The sequence below is a fragment of the Pseudomonas sp. GM50 genome (assembly GCF_000282375.1).
Lineage (GTDB): Bacteria > Pseudomonadota > Gammaproteobacteria > Pseudomonadales > Pseudomonadaceae > Aquipseudomonas.
Map to the genome: position 1 here is coordinate 1 of NZ_AKJK01000106.1, position 15768 is coordinate 15768.

General features: G+C 60.9%; 11 protein-coding genes. 8 read left to right on the forward strand and 3 right to left on the reverse strand.

Annotated features, from left to right (window positions below; all coding sequences use genetic code 11):
- The coding region (locus tag PMI30_RS05050) for a retention module-containing protein (protein WP_008013534.1) at positions 1 to 2592 on the reverse strand (2592 nt) is incomplete at its 3' end.
- A 589-nt stretch (positions 2593 to 3181) separates the two neighbouring features.
- On the opposite strand from PMI30_RS05050, the gene PMI30_RS05045 reads away from it, so the two are divergent.
- The 3 genes from PMI30_RS05045 (at position 3182) to PMI30_RS05035 (ending at position 8418) form a co-directional block, all read left to right on the forward strand.
- Positions 3182 to 4540 carry a TolC family outer membrane protein gene (locus tag PMI30_RS05045; protein WP_008013536.1) on the forward strand — a complete coding sequence of 453 codons (1359 nt, stop codon included), beginning with the start codon at positions 3182 to 3184 and terminating at the stop codon, positions 4538 to 4540.
- A 142-nt stretch (positions 4541 to 4682) separates the two neighbouring features.
- Positions 4683 to 6842 (forward strand): type I secretion system permease/ATPase, encoded by a 2160-nt coding sequence (locus tag PMI30_RS05040; RefSeq protein WP_008013537.1) that lies wholly within the window; start codon positions 4683 to 4685, stop codon positions 6840 to 6842.
- A 211-nt stretch (positions 6843 to 7053) separates the two neighbouring features.
- Positions 7054 to 8418 carry an HlyD family type I secretion periplasmic adaptor subunit gene (locus PMI30_RS05035; RefSeq protein ID WP_008013538.1) on the forward strand — a complete coding sequence of 455 codons (1365 nt, stop codon included), beginning with the start codon at positions 7054 to 7056 and terminating at the stop codon, positions 8416 to 8418.
- A gap of 152 nt (positions 8419 to 8570) precedes the next feature.
- On the opposite strand, the gene PMI30_RS05030 is transcribed toward PMI30_RS05035, so the two are convergent.
- Together PMI30_RS05030 and PMI30_RS05025 are read right to left on the reverse strand one after the other, a co-directional pair.
- On the reverse strand, positions 8571 to 9167 hold the full coding sequence (locus PMI30_RS05030; RefSeq protein WP_008013539.1) for a tRNA-uridine aminocarboxypropyltransferase: 597 nt from the start codon (positions 9165 to 9167) through the stop codon (positions 8571 to 8573).
- 4 nt (positions 9168 to 9171) lie between these two features.
- Positions 9172 to 10065: a LysR family transcriptional regulator gene (locus PMI30_RS05025; protein ID WP_008013540.1), complete on the reverse strand. Its 894-nt coding sequence runs from the start codon at positions 10063 to 10065 to the stop codon at positions 9172 to 9174.
- A 374-nt stretch (positions 10066 to 10439) separates the two neighbouring features.
- On the opposite strand from PMI30_RS05025, the gene speB reads away from it, so the two are divergent.
- From speB to PMI30_RS05000, 5 genes are all read left to right on the forward strand, one after another.
- Positions 10440 to 11390, forward strand: a complete 951-nt coding sequence (gene speB, locus PMI30_RS05020) for an agmatinase (protein WP_007905133.1) — start codon at positions 10440 to 10442, stop codon at positions 11388 to 11390.
- Positions 11391 to 11399: 9 nt separating this feature from the next.
- Complete coding sequence (locus PMI30_RS05015; protein ID WP_008013541.1) at positions 11400 to 11822, forward strand: YybH family protein; 423 nt, start codon at positions 11400 to 11402, stop codon at positions 11820 to 11822.
- Positions 11823 to 11876: 54 nt separating this feature from the next.
- Positions 11877 to 13388 (forward strand): purine-cytosine permease family protein, encoded by a 1512-nt coding sequence (locus PMI30_RS05010; RefSeq protein ID WP_008013542.1) that lies wholly within the window; start codon positions 11877 to 11879, stop codon positions 13386 to 13388.
- A gap of 163 nt (positions 13389 to 13551) precedes the next feature.
- Positions 13552 to 14931, forward strand: a complete 1380-nt coding sequence (locus PMI30_RS05005; protein ID WP_008013543.1) for a sodium:solute symporter — start codon at positions 13552 to 13554, stop codon at positions 14929 to 14931.
- A gap of 85 nt (positions 14932 to 15016) precedes the next feature.
- Positions 15017 to 15742 carry an MBL fold metallo-hydrolase gene (locus PMI30_RS05000; protein WP_008013544.1) on the forward strand — a complete coding sequence of 242 codons (726 nt, stop codon included), beginning with the start codon at positions 15017 to 15019 and terminating at the stop codon, positions 15740 to 15742.
- Positions 15743 to 15768: the final 26 nt, after the last annotated feature.

Consider the following 15768-nt stretch of genomic DNA (forward strand, 5'->3'; position numbering starts at 1 on the left):
GTCGCTGCCGGCGCGCACGCCGACCACTGCACCACCCACCGCTGGGCCGTCGGCACCGAGCACATCATTGCCCAACACATTACCGCTGACCGTCCCGCCCTCCGCCACCGAGACGGCATCGGCATGAGCGGTGGGTACGTCATCGACGATGTTGATCACGATGGTACTGGTGACGCTGTTGCCCAAGGGATCGGTCGCTTGATAGGTGAAACTTTCACTCAGGGTATTGGGCCCGTCGTTGGCGTGGGGAGTGGTGGTTGGTGGGGAGGTCAGGGTGTAGGTGTAGCTGCCGTCGGGGTTGAGCAGGATTTGCCCATAAGTCCCGGTGGCGCTGCCAACCAGGGTGTAAGTGATCGCGCCAGTGGTGCCCGTGACCGCACCGACCAGCGTACCGGAGCCGGTTTCACCGGTGTTGCCAGGCTCGCTGCCGGTGACCGTGCCCGCTACCAGGTCCTGGCCATCCTTGGTCAAATCCAGGGCTTTTTCGTGAACCGTTACGTCGCGATCGCTGGCCGCTACGAGGGTGCAGTCGGCCACGTTAATGGTGATGGTCGTGGTGCTTTCATCGCCATCGGCATCACGCACGGTGTAGGTGAACACGTCCGTGGCGCCCGGCGCGCTGACCGAGTTCGGGTTGCTGTGGTACACGGCATTGCCGTTGGCATCCAGAGTCAGGTAGCCATAGGTGCCGTTGATTTGCGTATTCAAGCCGCCGATGGCTGACGTCGAAGTGTCGCTGCCGGCGCGCACGCCAACCACCGCACCACTGAGTGCAGGGCCGTCGGCGCCACCGACGTCATTGTTCAGCACGTTGCCCGAGGCCGTTGCGCCCTCGGCTATCGTGGCGTGATCAGGGTTGGCGGTGGGCAAGTCATCGACGATGTTGACGTTGATTTGACCCAATGCCGTGCTGCCGTCGACGTCGGTGGCGACGACGTTGAGGTTCTCGATGATGCTGTTGGCGCCGTTGGCGTTCGGGTGGGTTTCGTTATCCGTCAGGGTGTAGCTGTAGCTGACTACACCGGTGGTGCTGTTGAAACCGCTGATGGTCAGCGTATTGCCGAGCGCAGTGACAATCGATTGCGGGAAACCTGCGGCCACGCCACCGGTGACCACCGCGATGCCGCCCACGGTCAGGGTTTGTAAACCGTCGAGGGCGGTGACGGTGAAGGTGCCGCTCTGGGTCAAGGCCGGGGTGTTGGGGTTGGTGCCGTCGCTGAGGTTTTTTTCGTAGACGGTGAGTTCGCCGCCGTCGACGTTCAGGCCATCGAGGGTCACTGGGTCATCGTTGTTGTGAATCTCCAGCACCAGGTTCGCGGTGCTGGTATCGCCGTCGGCATCCGTCAGGGTGTAGGTGAAGGTTTCCGTGGCACTGCCGTCGCCATGCAAGGCTTTGAAGTCGGCATCGCTGGTATTCAGGGTGTAGGTGTACGTACCGTTGGGGTTGAGCACCAGCGTGCCGTAAGTACCGTTGAACGTGCCGCCGATGATCGGCCCGCTGTCGGGGCCGGTGGCAACACGGTCGGCGCCCTGGATGTCATTGGGCAGCACGCTGCCGGTCAGGGTCAGCAGGGTTTCGGAGGCGGTATTGGCGTTGGTGTCGTCGATCGCTTTGGGTACATCGTCAGTGATGTTGACGTCCAGCGACCCGGTGGCGGTATCGCCGTTGCTGTCACTCGCGACCACCGTGAACTGTTCGCTGAGGCTGTTGGCGCCGTCGCCAGCCGAGTGCGTTTCGTTGCCAACCAGGGTGTAGCTGTAACTCACCACGCCGGTGGCCGGGTTGTAGCCGGTGATCGTCAGGGTGTTGCCCAGTTGAGTGGTGATCGACTGCGGAAAACCGGCGGGCACACCGCCACTGATCACGTTGATCCCGCCGATGCTCAGGCTGGTCAGCCCGTCAGCCGCAATGACGGTGAAGGTGCCGTTTTGAGTCAGCGCTCCGGGGTTGCTGGCCGAACCGTCCGCCAGGTTGGCTTCATTGAGGGTCAGTTCGCCTCCCGCCACCGCCAGGCCAATGAGGGTCACCGGGTTATTCGGCGTAGCTGCACCGCCTGCGCCGCCTGCACCGTTGTCGCCGTTGTCCGGATCCCGGCGCTCCAGGGGGAATTCGGGAATACCGTTGAAGCCTGCGGTGGGGAAACCAATGATGGGATCGACCCGGCCCGCCACTTCCTCCAGCAACACAAAACTGTGACCGCCGCCCAGTGCGCCACCGGTCCCGCCCGTTGCGCCCGGTCCGGCGGCAGTGGCTTCACCTGTTTGAGTCGGGTCGGCGCCGGCGGCAATGGCTTTTTGCAGTTGCTCGACATCGGTCAGTTGCGCCTGGCTCGGCGTTACCGCATCGGCGGTCTCCACGTGCGGGACCTGATGCGCCAGTAATTGGGCCGTCATCTGCAGGCTGCTGTCACGCCCCAGGGTCAGCTCCTGGCCATTTTGCAGTTGCACCGCCACCGCGCCTTCGGCCCCGGTGACCAGTTGCTCGCCGGCAAACAGCCGATCGCCCTCGACCAGGGTGCGTCGGGTGCCATCACCCGCCACTGCGTACACCTGACCGATGACCTTACTGACGATACCGATGAGCGTTGCCATGTGCATTTCCTCCGCTGCCAACTGCTGTCGGCATCCTGTTTGCGCAAAGACGTGCTCATGGTTCAGGCAGGTTGTCTGGCGGATTGTTTGCCGAGAAAGCGTTTACCTGAGGTAAACCGCTGCCTCCCGACGCTTTCGCCAGGCATGTCGCTCGCGAGGGGGATTTATGGATCGGGATAAAACCCTCTGCAATCAATGGCATCGGGGTCCACTTCCAAAATAACCGGCCTGCGAACAATGCGTAACGGTTTTGAATCACTCGAGCGACAAAAAATTGTCACCTGAAAACCGTCTCGCTTCCCTCCCCTCCAGCACTTCTTCGCCCTGTGTCGAAAAGTGAATGGAACTTTTCTAAAGCCCGTCGATGCTCTGAGAGCTCACAAAAACAAGGCTTTCGCATTGAACAATGTGCTGGATTTTTCAGAGCGCATAAGTTTTTTTCGGCATAAGACTTATGAGAAATCCTTCTTAGCTTCTCCTCAGGATGTTCTTAGCTCTGTTGTAACAAGCGTGAGACGGTTTCGCTTAAAAATAACGTCAAATATTTGGCGACCAAGTAAGTACCATCAGGAATCAGGGAGAGGCATCCATGCGCGTTTTAACCCCCCTCTGCAGCGCGATTTTGCTGGCCATGGCCTGCACTTCTCAGGCTCAGGCGATGTCATTGACCGAGGCGATCCAGAGCACCATTGCGACCCACCCGGAACTGGCGTCGCGGGTCGACGCCCGGCTCTCGGCCGACGAGCAGATTAAAGTCGCCAAAGGGGGCTTCTATCCATCGGTGGATTTGAACGCCGGCTACGGGCGCGGGTACAGCGATAACACCACCACTCGGGCGCAGGGCAATCACCACACCGAAATCCTCACCTACACCCAATCGGAACTGCGCCTGCGGCAGATGCTGTTCGACGGCTTCAACACCTCCAACGAGGTCGCGCGCACCAAAGGCGTGGCCAACTCGCGAGCCTATTACGCTCAGGGCACCGCCCAGGATCTGGCCCTGCGCACCATCGAGGTGTACCTCGAAGTGCTCAAGCGCCGCGAACTGGTGACCCTGGCCAAGAACAACCTGCAAGCGCACATGCGGGTCAACGACCAGATCGGCCTGCGCACCCAGCGTGGGGTCGGCAGCAACGCCGACTCCGACCAGTCCACCGCTCGCCGGGCGCTGGCGCAAAACAACCTCGACACCGCCGAAGTCGATCTGGCCGATGCCGAGACGAATTTCTACAGTGTCGTGGGGCGCATGCCCGATGAACTCGAAGCGCCGCCATCGACCCGTGGCGAATTGCCCGCCACCCTGCCGGAAGCCCAGCAGAGCATGGTGGAAAACAACCCGTACCTGAAATCCGCCCAGGCCGATGTGCAATCAGCCGAAAGCCAGTACGAAGTCGCCAAGTCGCCGTTCTACCCGCGTTTTGACGCTGAAGCAGCGGTGGGCGCGAATAATAATATTCAGGGTGATAAAGGCCACGACAACGAATGGCGAGTGGGTGTGGTGATGAACTACAACCTGTTCCGCGGTGGCAGCGACAAGGCCCGGCTGGCCTCCGATGCGCACCAGATCAACCAGGCGCTGGACATCCGCAACAACGCCCTGCGCCAGCTCAACGAGAACATCCACCTGGCCTGGAACGCCATGCTCAACGCCAAGAAACAAACCCCGACCGCCCGTGAATACGCCGAAACCACCACCCGTGTGCGGGCCGCGTATCAGGATCAGTTCGGCCTTGGTCAACGGACCTTGCTCGACTTGCTCGACAGTGAAAACGAACTCTACAACGCCAACCGTCGCTACACCGAAGTGCGCTACACCGAGGAGTTTTCGATGTACCGCGTGCTGGCGAACATGGGTCAGTTGTTGAGCAAACAACGGGTGGTGCTGCCCGCCGATGCGATCGCCGCCACCGAAGTGAAAAACGAAGCTCGCTTGCCTGAACTGAAATGAAGTAGCTCAACGTGACCAATTGTGGCGAGGGAGCTTGCTCCCGCTGGGTTGCGCAGCAACCCCGAACACCGATTGAAGATGAAGACAGTGTGAGTGCTGCGCACTCAAGCGGGAGCAAGCTCCCTCGCCACAGGCAATCAATATGACCAGCATGGAAACCGGCAATACGGGTGTCGATCCGCGTCTGAGCTTCGATGACCCGCTTCTGGACGGTCTGTTGATCCTCTGCAAACTTCATGGCGCCACGGTCAGTCGCGCCAGCCTGAGTGCCGGGCTGCCAATGGCACACCAACGTTTGAGCCTGGACCTGCTGCCGCGCGCAGCGGCCCGGGCCAGTTTGCAGGCACGTGTGTTGCGCCGTGAGTTGGGGGAAATTTCCGCGCTCAACCTGCCTGTGATGCTGATCCTCAACCATGGCCGCTGCGCAATCTTGCGTCGCTTCGGCGATGACGGTCAGGCGCTGATTCTGCCGAGCGAAGCCGACGGCGGAGAACAATGGGTCAGCACGGACGAGCTGACCGCCAACTACAGCGGCCAGGCCTTGTTCGCCCGGCCGCGGCATGAACTCGAAGACTTGCGCGCGCCGTTGGTGCCGCGAGTGGAGGCGTGGTTTCGCGACACGTTGAAGTTGTCGAAGTGGCTGTACAGCGATGCGATTCTGGCGAGTTTCCTGATCAACCTGCTGGGCCTGATGGTGCCGCTGTTCGTGATGCAGACCTACGACCGAGTGGTGCCAAACCAGGCCACTTCAACGTTGTGGGTGCTGTCGATCGGCTTGCTGATCGGCACCGGTTTCGAACTGGTGCTGCGGGTGGTTCGCGCGCACTTGCTGGACACCGCCGGGAAGAAAACCGACGTGATTCTTTCGGCGACGTTGTTCGAACGTATCACCGGCATGGCGATGAAAGCGCGGCCAGCAACCATCGGTGGTTTCGCCCAGAGCATTCATGATTTTCAGGGCCTGCGGGAATTTCTCACCGCCGTCACGCTGACCAGCCTGATCGACTTGCCCTTCGCGGTGTTGATGCTGGTGGTGATCGGCCTGCTCGGTGGCTGGCTGGTGGTGATTCCGCTGCTGGCCTTCCCCATCACGATCATCTTTGCCATGGTGATTCAGGCGCGCCTGCGCGACACCGTGCAGAAGAGTCTGAGCCTCGGCGCCGAACGCCAGGCCCTGCTGATCGAAACCCTCGGCGGCCTGGAAACCCTCAAGGCCTGCAGTGCCGAAAGCGAACGCCAGCACAAATGGGAAAGTACCCACGGCGCCCTCACCCGCCTCGACAGCCATGCGCGCAACCTCTCAGCGCTGGCCACCAACGGCACGCTGTTCATTCAGCAATTCTGCGGCATGGCGACCATCGTCGCCGGGGTCTACAGCATCATCGCCGGCAACCTCAGCGTCGGCGCGCTGGTGGCGACCTACATGCTCGGCAGCCGCGTGCTCGCGCCGCTGGGACAGATCGCCGGGCTGATCACCCGTTATCAGCAAGCACAATTGACCATGAAAAGCACCGATGCGCTGATGTCGCTGCCGCAAGAACGTGACGCCAAACAGCGGCCATTGGAGCGCACGCAACTGCAAGGCGCACTGGATGTCAGCGGCGTGACGTTTCACTACAACGGCCAGAATGCGCCGGCCTTGGCCAACGTCAGCTTCAGCATGAAACCGGGCGAACGGATCGGCATCATCGGCCGCAGCGGTTCGGGCAAAAGCACGCTGGCGCGGCTGGTGATGGGTTTCTATGCGCCGGAAGAAGGCCAGTTGCTGCTCGATGGCCTGGACCTGCGACAACTGGACGTCGCCGACCTGCGTCAACAGATCGGCTACGTCGCCCACGACCTGCCATTGCTGGCCGGCAGCCTGCGCGACAACCTGACCCTCGGCGCGCGCTACATCAGTGATGCGCGGATGCTTGAAGTTGCCGAACTGACCGGCGTCACCGAGCTGGCTCGCCAACATCCACAAGGCTTCGACCGGCCGGTGGGTGAGCGCGGTCAGTTGCTGTCGGGCGGGCAACGGCAAGCGGTGTTGCTGGCCCGCGCGTTGTTGCTCGATCCACCGATCATGCTGCTCGACGAACCCACCAGCGCCATGGACAACAGCAGCGAAGACGTTTTGCGGCAAAAACTCCACGGCTGGATCCAGGGCAAAACCCTGCTGTTGGTCACTCACCGCACCTCGATGCTCAGCCTGGTGGACCGGTTGGTGGTGCTGGACAACGGGCGGATCGTCGCCGACGGCCCGAAAGAAGCGGTCATCGATGCACTGCGCAAGGGCCGTGTCGGCTCTGCGACGGTTTAGGGGCACAAACACATGACCTGTGGTGAGGGGGCTCGCCCCCGTTGGGTCGCGAAGCGGCCCCAAAGCCATTCACCCCGTTGTATCAGACAGACCGAGTTGGCAGGTTTTACGACTGCTTCGCAGTCGAACGGGGGCAAGCCCCCTCGCCACAAAGCTCCATCGCCTCAGGTTTGTGTTCGGCTTTGTTTCTCTTAACTGACGGGTATTGCCCATGTCTGCTCAAACACCGGATTCAGCGGCCCGAAGCTACCTCGGCAGTTTCAGCAAAAGTGCCGAAAGCGAATTCATGCCGGAAACCGCCGGCGCCTCGTTGCAGGATTCGCCGCGCTGGTCGCGGATCACCGTGTGGCTGGCAGCGGCGCTGCTGATCACCGCACTGGTCTGGGCCAAGTTCGCCGTGTTGCAGGAAGTCACCACGGGTGAAGGCAAGGCGATTCCGTCGAGCAAGATTCAAGTGATCCAGAACCTGGAGGGCGGCATCGTCACGGAAATCTTCGTGCGCGAAGGGCAAATGGTGAACAAGGGCGACACCTTGCTGCGCCTGGATGACACGCGATTCCTGTCGAACAAGGGTGAAAGCGAAGCGGATCGCTATGCACTGACCGCGCAGGTCGAACGGCTGTCCGCCGAAGCGGAAGGCCGGCCATTCAAGCTGTCCGCGGAAGTCATCGCCAAGGCGCCGCAAGTGGCCGAGGACGAACGCTCACTGTACGAACAACGTCAGCGCCGACTGGCCAGCGAACAACGCACGTTGACCGAACAACTTCGGCAGAAAACCCAGGAGCTGGCGGAATTCCGCTCCAAACAGGGGCAGTTCAGTTCAAGCCTGGCGCTGCTGCAACAAGAGATGAACATGTCGGCGCCACTGGTGGGCACCGGAGCGGTTTCGCCGGTGGAAATCCTGCGACTCAAACGCAGCGCGGTGGAAATCCGCGGCTCGCTGAATGCCACGACACTGGCGATTCCCCGTGCCGAATCGGCGATCAATGAGATCAAAAGCAAGATCGACGAGTCCGAACAATCCTTCCGTTCGGACGCGGCAAAAGAGCTGAATGAGAAACGCACCGACCTGTCGAAAATCACTGCGACGAGCATTGCCATCGACGACCGGGTGACGCGCACCACCGTGGTGTCACCGGTTCACGGCATCATCAAAGTGCTGAAGGTCAACACCATCGGCGGCGTGGTCCAGCCGGGCAACGACATGGTGGAAATCGTGCCGCTGGAAGACAACTTGCTGATCGAAGCCAAGGTCCGGCCTCAAGACGTGGCGTTCCTGCACCCGGGCCAGAAAGCCATGGTCAAGTTCAGCGCTTATGACTACACGATTTACGGGGGGTTGAGTGCGAAGCTGGAGCTGATCGGGGCGGACACCATCACCGATGACAAGGGCAACAGCTTTTATCTGATTCAGGTGCGCACCGACAAAAATCACTTGGGCGGGGATGTGAAACCGCTGCTGATCATTCCGGGGATGGTGGCGACGGTGGACATTATTACCGGGGAGAAAAGTGTGCTGGATTATCTGCTTAAACCGGTGTTGAAAGCTCGGACCGAGGCGATGCGCGAGCGATAGTGATAGTGATAATCCAGATACTGCGGTGATTGGTCCGGCCTCTTCGCGGGCAAGCCTCGCTCCTACAGGTTATTTGTCGTGTTCAACGTTTGCGACCACACAAATCCTGTAGGAGCGAGGCTTGCCCGCGAAGAGGCCCTCAGAAACAACAACTATTTCGGCCCATGATTGCGCTGAAAAACCTCCTCCCCCATCGCCGCAATCTGCCCCTCGATCAACGCCTCGAACGGTTTTAACAACGGCTCAAAACTGACGGGTGACTCAAGCGTCTGCAACGCCTGCACAATCGCCTCCACCGTCGACAACGCCCCAGGCCCCGGGGCCTTGCGCAAGCGATAACGCGACACCCCGCCCTCGGCCAATGTCACTCTGGGCAACGCCGCCAACAACGGATTGAGGTGCAGCATTTTGCGCGCCTTGCGCCAGGTGCCGTCCGGGACCACCAGCAATAGCGGTTCATCATTGGTGGTGTAAGCCTGCAACGGTTGCGCATCCTCGGCGGGAAACAGCAGCCGCGCCTGATAGCCCGGCTGATTCAACAGCGCCGGCAAATCATCGAACACCTCGCCGACGATCAACTCGGCATTCTTCAACCCCAACGCGGCCAACCGCGCGGTGTTCAGCGCGTGGTTCACTTCGCTCGGATGCTGAAGCAGCAACACCCGAGTGCGGCTGTCGAGGCTCGGGATCAGCGGGCACAGGCAATGGGTTTGTGGACGCAGGCAGCGTGGACATTGGATTCTGGACATCGTCTCAAGCCTGATTCAGTTGTGCTTTAAGCAGATCACGAAAGGTCTGGATCAGCGGTTCGCGGCTGCGGCCACGGCGCACGATCATCGAGAACGGCGCCTGATAACCGAACGTCGCCGGCAGCAGCACCCGTAAATCACCTTTGTCGGCCCACGCCTGGGCGTAGTGCTCCGGCAGGTAACCGATGTAGGCGCCGGACAGCACCAGAATCAGCTGGGCTTCCATACTTTCCACGGTCGCCGCGCTGTGTTTGAAACCGTGGCGGGCCAGTTCGGCCTGGCTCCAATAGCCGCGACCGACCATGCGCTGTTGGGTGATGACTTGCTCGGGAATACGCCGCTCGGTGAACAGCGGATGGCGACTGCTGCAATACAGCCAATGTTGCTCGCGGTACAGCGGCATGTAGACCAGACCGCTCATGCGCGTGGAAAAGGCACCGATGGCCAGGTCGAGGCGGTTGTCCTGCACGCCCAGTTGCAACTCGTAAGGGCTCATGACCGACAGATGCAAATGCACCGCCGGGTGCTCCTGACTGTAGGCGCCAATGGCTTCGGCGAAGGGCAAGGCCTTATCGCTGACGGTGGAGTCGATCACGCCCAGGTTCAAAGTGCCACGCAGCTCGCCTTTGAGGGCGGCGGCGTATTGTTCGAAACCTTCGAGTTCCGCCAATAGACGCAGGGTTTCCTGATGGAACAGCTCACCCTTGCTGGTCAGACTGAAACCACCGCGACCGCGATGGCAAAGCACCAGGCCCAAGGCCGCTTCGAGCTGGCTCATGTAAGTGCTGATCGCCGAGGTCGAGAGGTTGAGCTCTTGCTGGGCGTTGGCGAACCCCTGATGGCGAACCACGCTGACGAAGATGCGCAATAGTTTCAGGTCGGGTAAAGCGTTGGCCATGGAGACTCCGGTTGCAAGGTAACGCGCGAGGCTTTTGTGGCAATGGAGATCACTGTGGCGAGGGGGCTTGCCCCCGTTGGGTCGCGAAGCGGCCCCAAAACCATTCACCCCGGTGGAATCAGACAGACCGAGTTGGCAGGTTTTACGACTGCTTCGCAGCCGAACGGGGGCAAGCCCCCTCGCCACAGGGGGTCTGTGCACGACGGCAAGTCTATCGCCACCCTCGCCATTAGTTTAGAAAAATCTGAACTAAGTATTTGCCCGTAGCGATTCTTCCCGGTCACTACATTTCGCAGAATCGGCCCACAGCGGTGCCCGTCTCTCCCCGAGCGCGCAACCGACATAAATAAAACAACGACGATGAGGCCTTACCCGTGGACAAGATTCTTCACCAACCACTGGGCGGCAACGAAATGCCGCGCTTCGGCGGCATCGCCACCATGCTGCGACTCCCCCATTTGCCATCTGCTGCTGGCCTGGACGCTGCCTTTATCGGCATCCCACTGGACATCGGCACCTCCCTGCGCCCCGGCACCCGTTTCGGGCCGCGTGAAATCCGCGCTGAATCGGTGATGATTCGCCCGTACAACATGGCCACCGGCGCCGCGCCGTTCGACTCGCTGTCGGTTGCCGACATCGGTGACGTGGCGATCAACACGTTCAACCTGCTGGACGCCGTGCGGATCATCGAAGAGGCCTACGACAATATCCTCGAACACGATGTGATCCCCATGACGCTCGGCGGCGATCACACCATCACCCTGCCGATCCTGCGTGCCATCCATAAAAAGCACGGCAAGGTCGGCCTGGTGCACATCGACGCCCACGCCGATGTGAACGATCACATGTTCGGCGAGAAGATCGCCCACGGCACGACCTTCCGTCGCGCTGTAGAAGAAGGCCTTCTGGATTGCGACCGCGTGGTGCAAATTGGCTTGCGCGCTCAGGGTTACACCGCTGATGACTTCAACTGGAGCCGCAATCAAGGTTTCCGTGTGGTTCAGGCTGAAGAATGCTGGCACAAATCCCTGGCACCGCTGATGGCCGAAGTTCGCGAGAAAGTCGGCGGCGGTCCGGTGTACCTGAGTTTCGATATCGACGGTATCGACCCGGCCTGGGCACCAGGCACTGGCACCCCGGAAATCGGCGGTCTGACGACCATTCAGGCGATTGAAATCGTGCGCGGCTGCCAAGGCCTCGATCTGGTCGGCTGCGATCTGGTAGAAGTCTCGCCAGCGTACGACACCACCGGTAACACCTCGCTGTTGGGCGCCAACCTGCTGTACGAAATGCTCTGCGTACTGCCGGGCGTGGTCCATCGCTGAGGATCGGTCATGAGCGAACGTGATCAGGTACTCAACGCCGCCGCCGAGCTGGTATCGGCCTTTGCCTGTAACGATCGCGAAGCTTACTTCGGCGCATTCAGCGTTGATGCCAGCTTCGTGTTCTACACCCTCGAGCAGCCCCTGCTGTCGCGCGATGCCTATCAGGCGTTGTGGGACACCTGGCGCGCCGAGGACGGCTTCGAGGTGCTGTCATGCACCTCGAGCAACGCCTTCGTCAGCCTGCAAGGTGACGTGGCGATTTTCATCCATGACGTAGCCACCGAGCTGCGTATGCAAGGGGAGCAACACTTCAGCCAGGAACGCGAGACGATTGTTTTCAAGAAACAGACGTCTGGCCAAGAACAACAAGGCCTATGGCTGGCCTGCCACGAACATTTGTCCGCAATGCCGGAAGGGCTGCCACCCCCTTAGCCAAACAGGTGACGCTCACACACGATGAGCGCGCCTTTATGATCGGAGCAGATCATGAATAACAACAACAAAGACCAAAGCCTTACGCAAATCGAAACCCACGGGGTCGAACAGATCCCGGACAACGAACGCACCGCCGGCCCGACGGACTTGTTCCGGATGATCTTCGGCGGTTCCAACACCTTTGCCACCGCCGTGCTCGGCAGTTTCCCGGTGCTGTTCGGCCTGTCTTTCCAGGCGGGCGTCTGGGCGATTGTGCTGGGCGTGTTGCTGGGTTCGCTGATCCTTGCGCCGATGGGCCTGTTCGGTCCGCTTAATGGCACCAACAACGCCGTGTCGTCCGGTGCACACTTTGGCGTGCATGGGCGGATCGTCGGTTCGTTCCTGTCGCTGCTGACCGCCATCGCCTTCTTCTCGCTTTCGGTGTGGAGTTCGGGCGATGCGTTGATCGGTGGCGCGAAGCGCTTGATCGGCCTGCCGGAAACCGACCTGACCCTGGGCCTGGCCTACGGTCTGTTCGCGATCCTGGTGCTGACGGTGTGCATCTACGGTTTCCGCTTCCTGCTGTGGGTCAACAAGATCGCGGTGTGGAGTGCCAGCCTGTTGTTCCTGCTGGGCATCTTCGCCTTCGCCGGTCCTTTCGATGTGAACTACGCCGGCAGCGTCAGCCTCGGTCAACCGGGTTTCTGGGCGGCCTTCATCGGCGCTGCGCTGGTAGCGATGAGCAACCCGATTTCCTTCGGGGCGTTCCTCGGCGACTGGTCGCGCTACATCCCGCGTGACACCTCCAAGCGCCGGATCATGGCTGCCGTGGTGATCTCGCAGGTCGCCACCTTCATCCCGTTCCTGTTCGGCCTCGCCACCGCCACCATCGTGGCGATCAAGGCGCCGGACTACATCGCGGCCAACAACTACGTCGGCGGTCTGCTGGCGGTGTCGCCGAGCTGGTTCTTCCTGCCGGTGTGCCTGATTGCGGTGATCGGCGGCATGTCCACCGGCACCACGTCGCTGTATGGCACCGGGCTGGACATGTCCAGCGTGTTCCCGAGAGTGCTGTCGCGGGTCAAGGCAACGTTGCTGATTGGCGTGATGTCGATTGCCTTCATCTTCATCGGGCGCTTTGCGGCGAACCTGGTGCAGAGCGTGTCGACCTTCGCCGTGCTGATCATCACCTGCACCACCCCGTGGATGGTGATCATGATCATCGGCCTGCTGGTGCGTCGCGGCTTCTACTGCCCGGATGACCTGCAAGTGTTCACCCGCGGCGAGAAAGGTGGCCGCTACTGGTTCACCCACGGCTGGAACTGGCGCGGCCTGGGTGCATGGATCCCGAGCGCGCTGGTGGGTTTGTGCTTCGTGAACCTGCCGGGGCAGTTTGTCGGCGTATTGGGTGATCTGGCCGGGGGCATCGACATCTCCCTGCCGGTGACACTGGGCCTGGCCTCCGTGGTGTACCTGACGCTGCTGAGCCTGTTCCCGGAATCGTCTGCGGTGTTCGGCCCCAGTGATCCACGCAGCAAGGGCGCACGCACCATCGCAAAACCTGAAATACGTCAGCCAGCCTGACACCGACACCCCTGTGGGAGCGAGCCTGCTCGCGATGACTGCGGCACATCCGACATTGATGTGACTGATAAATCGCTATCGCGAGCAGGCTCGCTCCCACAGGGGCCGGTCCACAGAACCATCTTTGTTTCACCATAAAAAAGACAATCGGAGACACGCCATCATGGCTTTGGATTTATTCGTCGTACTCATCTACGCCGCCGCGATGCTGATACTCGGCTACTACGGCATGCGCAAGGCCAAGACCAACGAAGACTTTTTGGTCGCCGGTCGTAACCTCGGCCCGAGCCTGTACATGGGCACCATGGCCGCTACCGTTCTGGGCGGCGCATCTACCGTCGGCACCGTGCGCCTGGGCTACGTCCATGGCATCTCCGGTTTCTGGCTCTGCGCGGCCCTCGGTTGCGGGATCGTGGCGCTGAACCTGTTCCTCGCCAAACCGCTGCTGAAACTGAAGATCTACACCGTTACCCAGGTGCTGGAAAAACGCTACAACCCGATGGCCCGCTCCGCGAGCGCGGTGATCATGCTGGCGTATGCGCTGATGATCGGCGTGGTCTCGATCCTGGCCATTGGCACCGTGCTGCAAGTGCTGTTCGACCTGCCATTCTGGCTGTCGGTATTGGTCGGCGGTGGCGTGGTGGTGATCTATTCGGCGATCGGCGGCATGTGGTCCCTGACCCTGACCGACATCGTCCAGTTCGTCATCAAGACCGTGGGCCTGATGTTCATCCTGTTGCCAATCTGCCTGTACCGCGTCGGTGGCTGGGATGAGTTGGTGTTGAAACTGCCGGCAACCGCCTTCAGCTTCACCACGATTGGCTGGGACACCATCATCACCTACTTCATGATCTACTTCTTCGGGATCCTGATCGGCCAAGACATCTGGCAGCGTGTGTTCACCGTCAAGAGCGCCAAAGTGGCTCAGGTCGCCGGTACATTCGCAGGCTTCTACTGCATCCTTTACGGACTGGCCTGCGCCCTGATCGGCATGGCCGCTCATGTGCTGATCCCTGACCTGGACAACGTCAACAACGCCTTCGCCGCCATCGTCAAACTGTCCCTGCCGGACGGTATCCGTGGCCTGGTGATTGCGGCTGCCCTGGCGGCCATGATGTCCACCGCCAGCGCCGGCCTGCTCGCCGCCGCCACCACCCTGACCGAAGACCTGCTGCCGAAACTGCGCGGCGGTAAACAGTCGAGCCTGGCGGTCAACCGCCTGTTCACCCTGCTGACCGGCATCGCCGTGCTGGGTATCGCGCTGGTGGTGAACGACGTGATCAGTGCCTTGACCCTGGCCTACAACCTGTTGGTGGGCGGCATGCTGATCCCGCTGATCGGTGCAATCTTCTGGAAACGCGCAACCACCGCCGGCGCTATCGCCAGCATGGGCATGGGCTTTGCCACCGCGCTGCTGTTCATGGTCAAGGACGGTATGGACGCCAACACCCCGATCTACTATAGCCTCGGCGTAGGTCTGGTGAGTTTCGTGGCGGTCAGCTTGCTGTCCCGTCGCCCGGCAGTGGTGGCGAGCGCCGCCTAAGCTTTCCATGACGACTTGATGCTTTCTTCGACGGGTGTGGTGTCGGTTGCCACACCCGTTTTTTTTCGCCTGAAGGAATCTGCTTATGAAGATCGTCAGCCGCGATCAGTGGTTCGAGGTCAAACAGCTCAGCGACGGCATCCGCCTGATTCACGAGCCTTACATTCGGCCCTTTTACCGCTGCAACCTCTGGCACATTCAGGGGCGTGACAAGGATTTGCTGCTGGACAGCGGTTCCGGGCTGGTCAGCCTGCGCGAGCAATTGCCGTGGATCACCGAACGACCGCTGGTGGCAGTGGCCAGCCATTGCCATTTCGACCACATCGCCGGGCATCACGAATTCCCCGAACGGCTGGTGCACCCGGCCGAAGCACAGATCCTCGCCGAGCCCGACGGCGACAATACCCTGAGCAAGGCTTTCGTCGGTGACGACATGTTCGAGGCTCACCCCGATTGCCCGTTGTGCTACGCCGAATACCGGGTCAAGGCCGCACCGGCCACGGGTTTGATTGAAGAAGGCGACGTGCTTGATCTCGGTGATCGGGTCCTGCAAGTGCTGCACACACCGGGGCATTCACCGGGCGGCATCAGCCTGTTCGAGGCGGCGACCGAAACCCTGTTCAGCGGCGACATCATTTATGACGGGCCGCTGATCGAAGACGCCTACCATTCCAACCTCGACGACTACGCCCGCAGCCTGCAACGCTTGCGCGCACTGCCGATCCGCACGGTGCACGGTGGGCATTTCGGGAGTTTTTCCGGGGAATATTTGCGCACGATGATTGACGAGTGGCAGCGCCGACACGCCTGAAGCCTGCTGTACTCAGCACCAGGGAC

Coding starts and splice junctions, on each gene's coding strand:
- PMI30_RS05045 (WP_008013536.1), top strand. CDS start 3,182: ATGCGCGTTTTAACCCCCCTCTGCAGCGCGATTTTGCTGGCCATGGCC.
- PMI30_RS05040 (WP_008013537.1), top strand. CDS start 4,683: ATGACCAGCATGGAAACCGGCAATACGGGTGTCGATCCGCGTCTGAGC.
- PMI30_RS05035 (WP_008013538.1), top strand. CDS start 7,054: ATGTCTGCTCAAACACCGGATTCAGCGGCCCGAAGCTACCTCGGCAGT.
- PMI30_RS05030 (WP_008013539.1), bottom strand. CDS start 9,167: ATGTCCAGAATCCAATGTCCACGCTGCCTGCGTCCACAAACCCATTGC.
- PMI30_RS05025 (WP_008013540.1), bottom strand. CDS start 10,065: ATGGCCAACGCTTTACCCGACCTGAAACTATTGCGCATCTTCGTCAGC.
- PMI30_RS05015 (WP_008013541.1), top strand. CDS start 11,400: ATGAGCGAACGTGATCAGGTACTCAACGCCGCCGCCGAGCTGGTATCG.
- PMI30_RS05010 (WP_008013542.1), top strand. CDS start 11,877: ATGAATAACAACAACAAAGACCAAAGCCTTACGCAAATCGAAACCCAC.
- PMI30_RS05005 (WP_008013543.1), top strand. CDS start 13,552: ATGGCTTTGGATTTATTCGTCGTACTCATCTACGCCGCCGCGATGCTG.
- PMI30_RS05000 (WP_008013544.1), top strand. CDS start 15,017: ATGAAGATCGTCAGCCGCGATCAGTGGTTCGAGGTCAAACAGCTCAGC.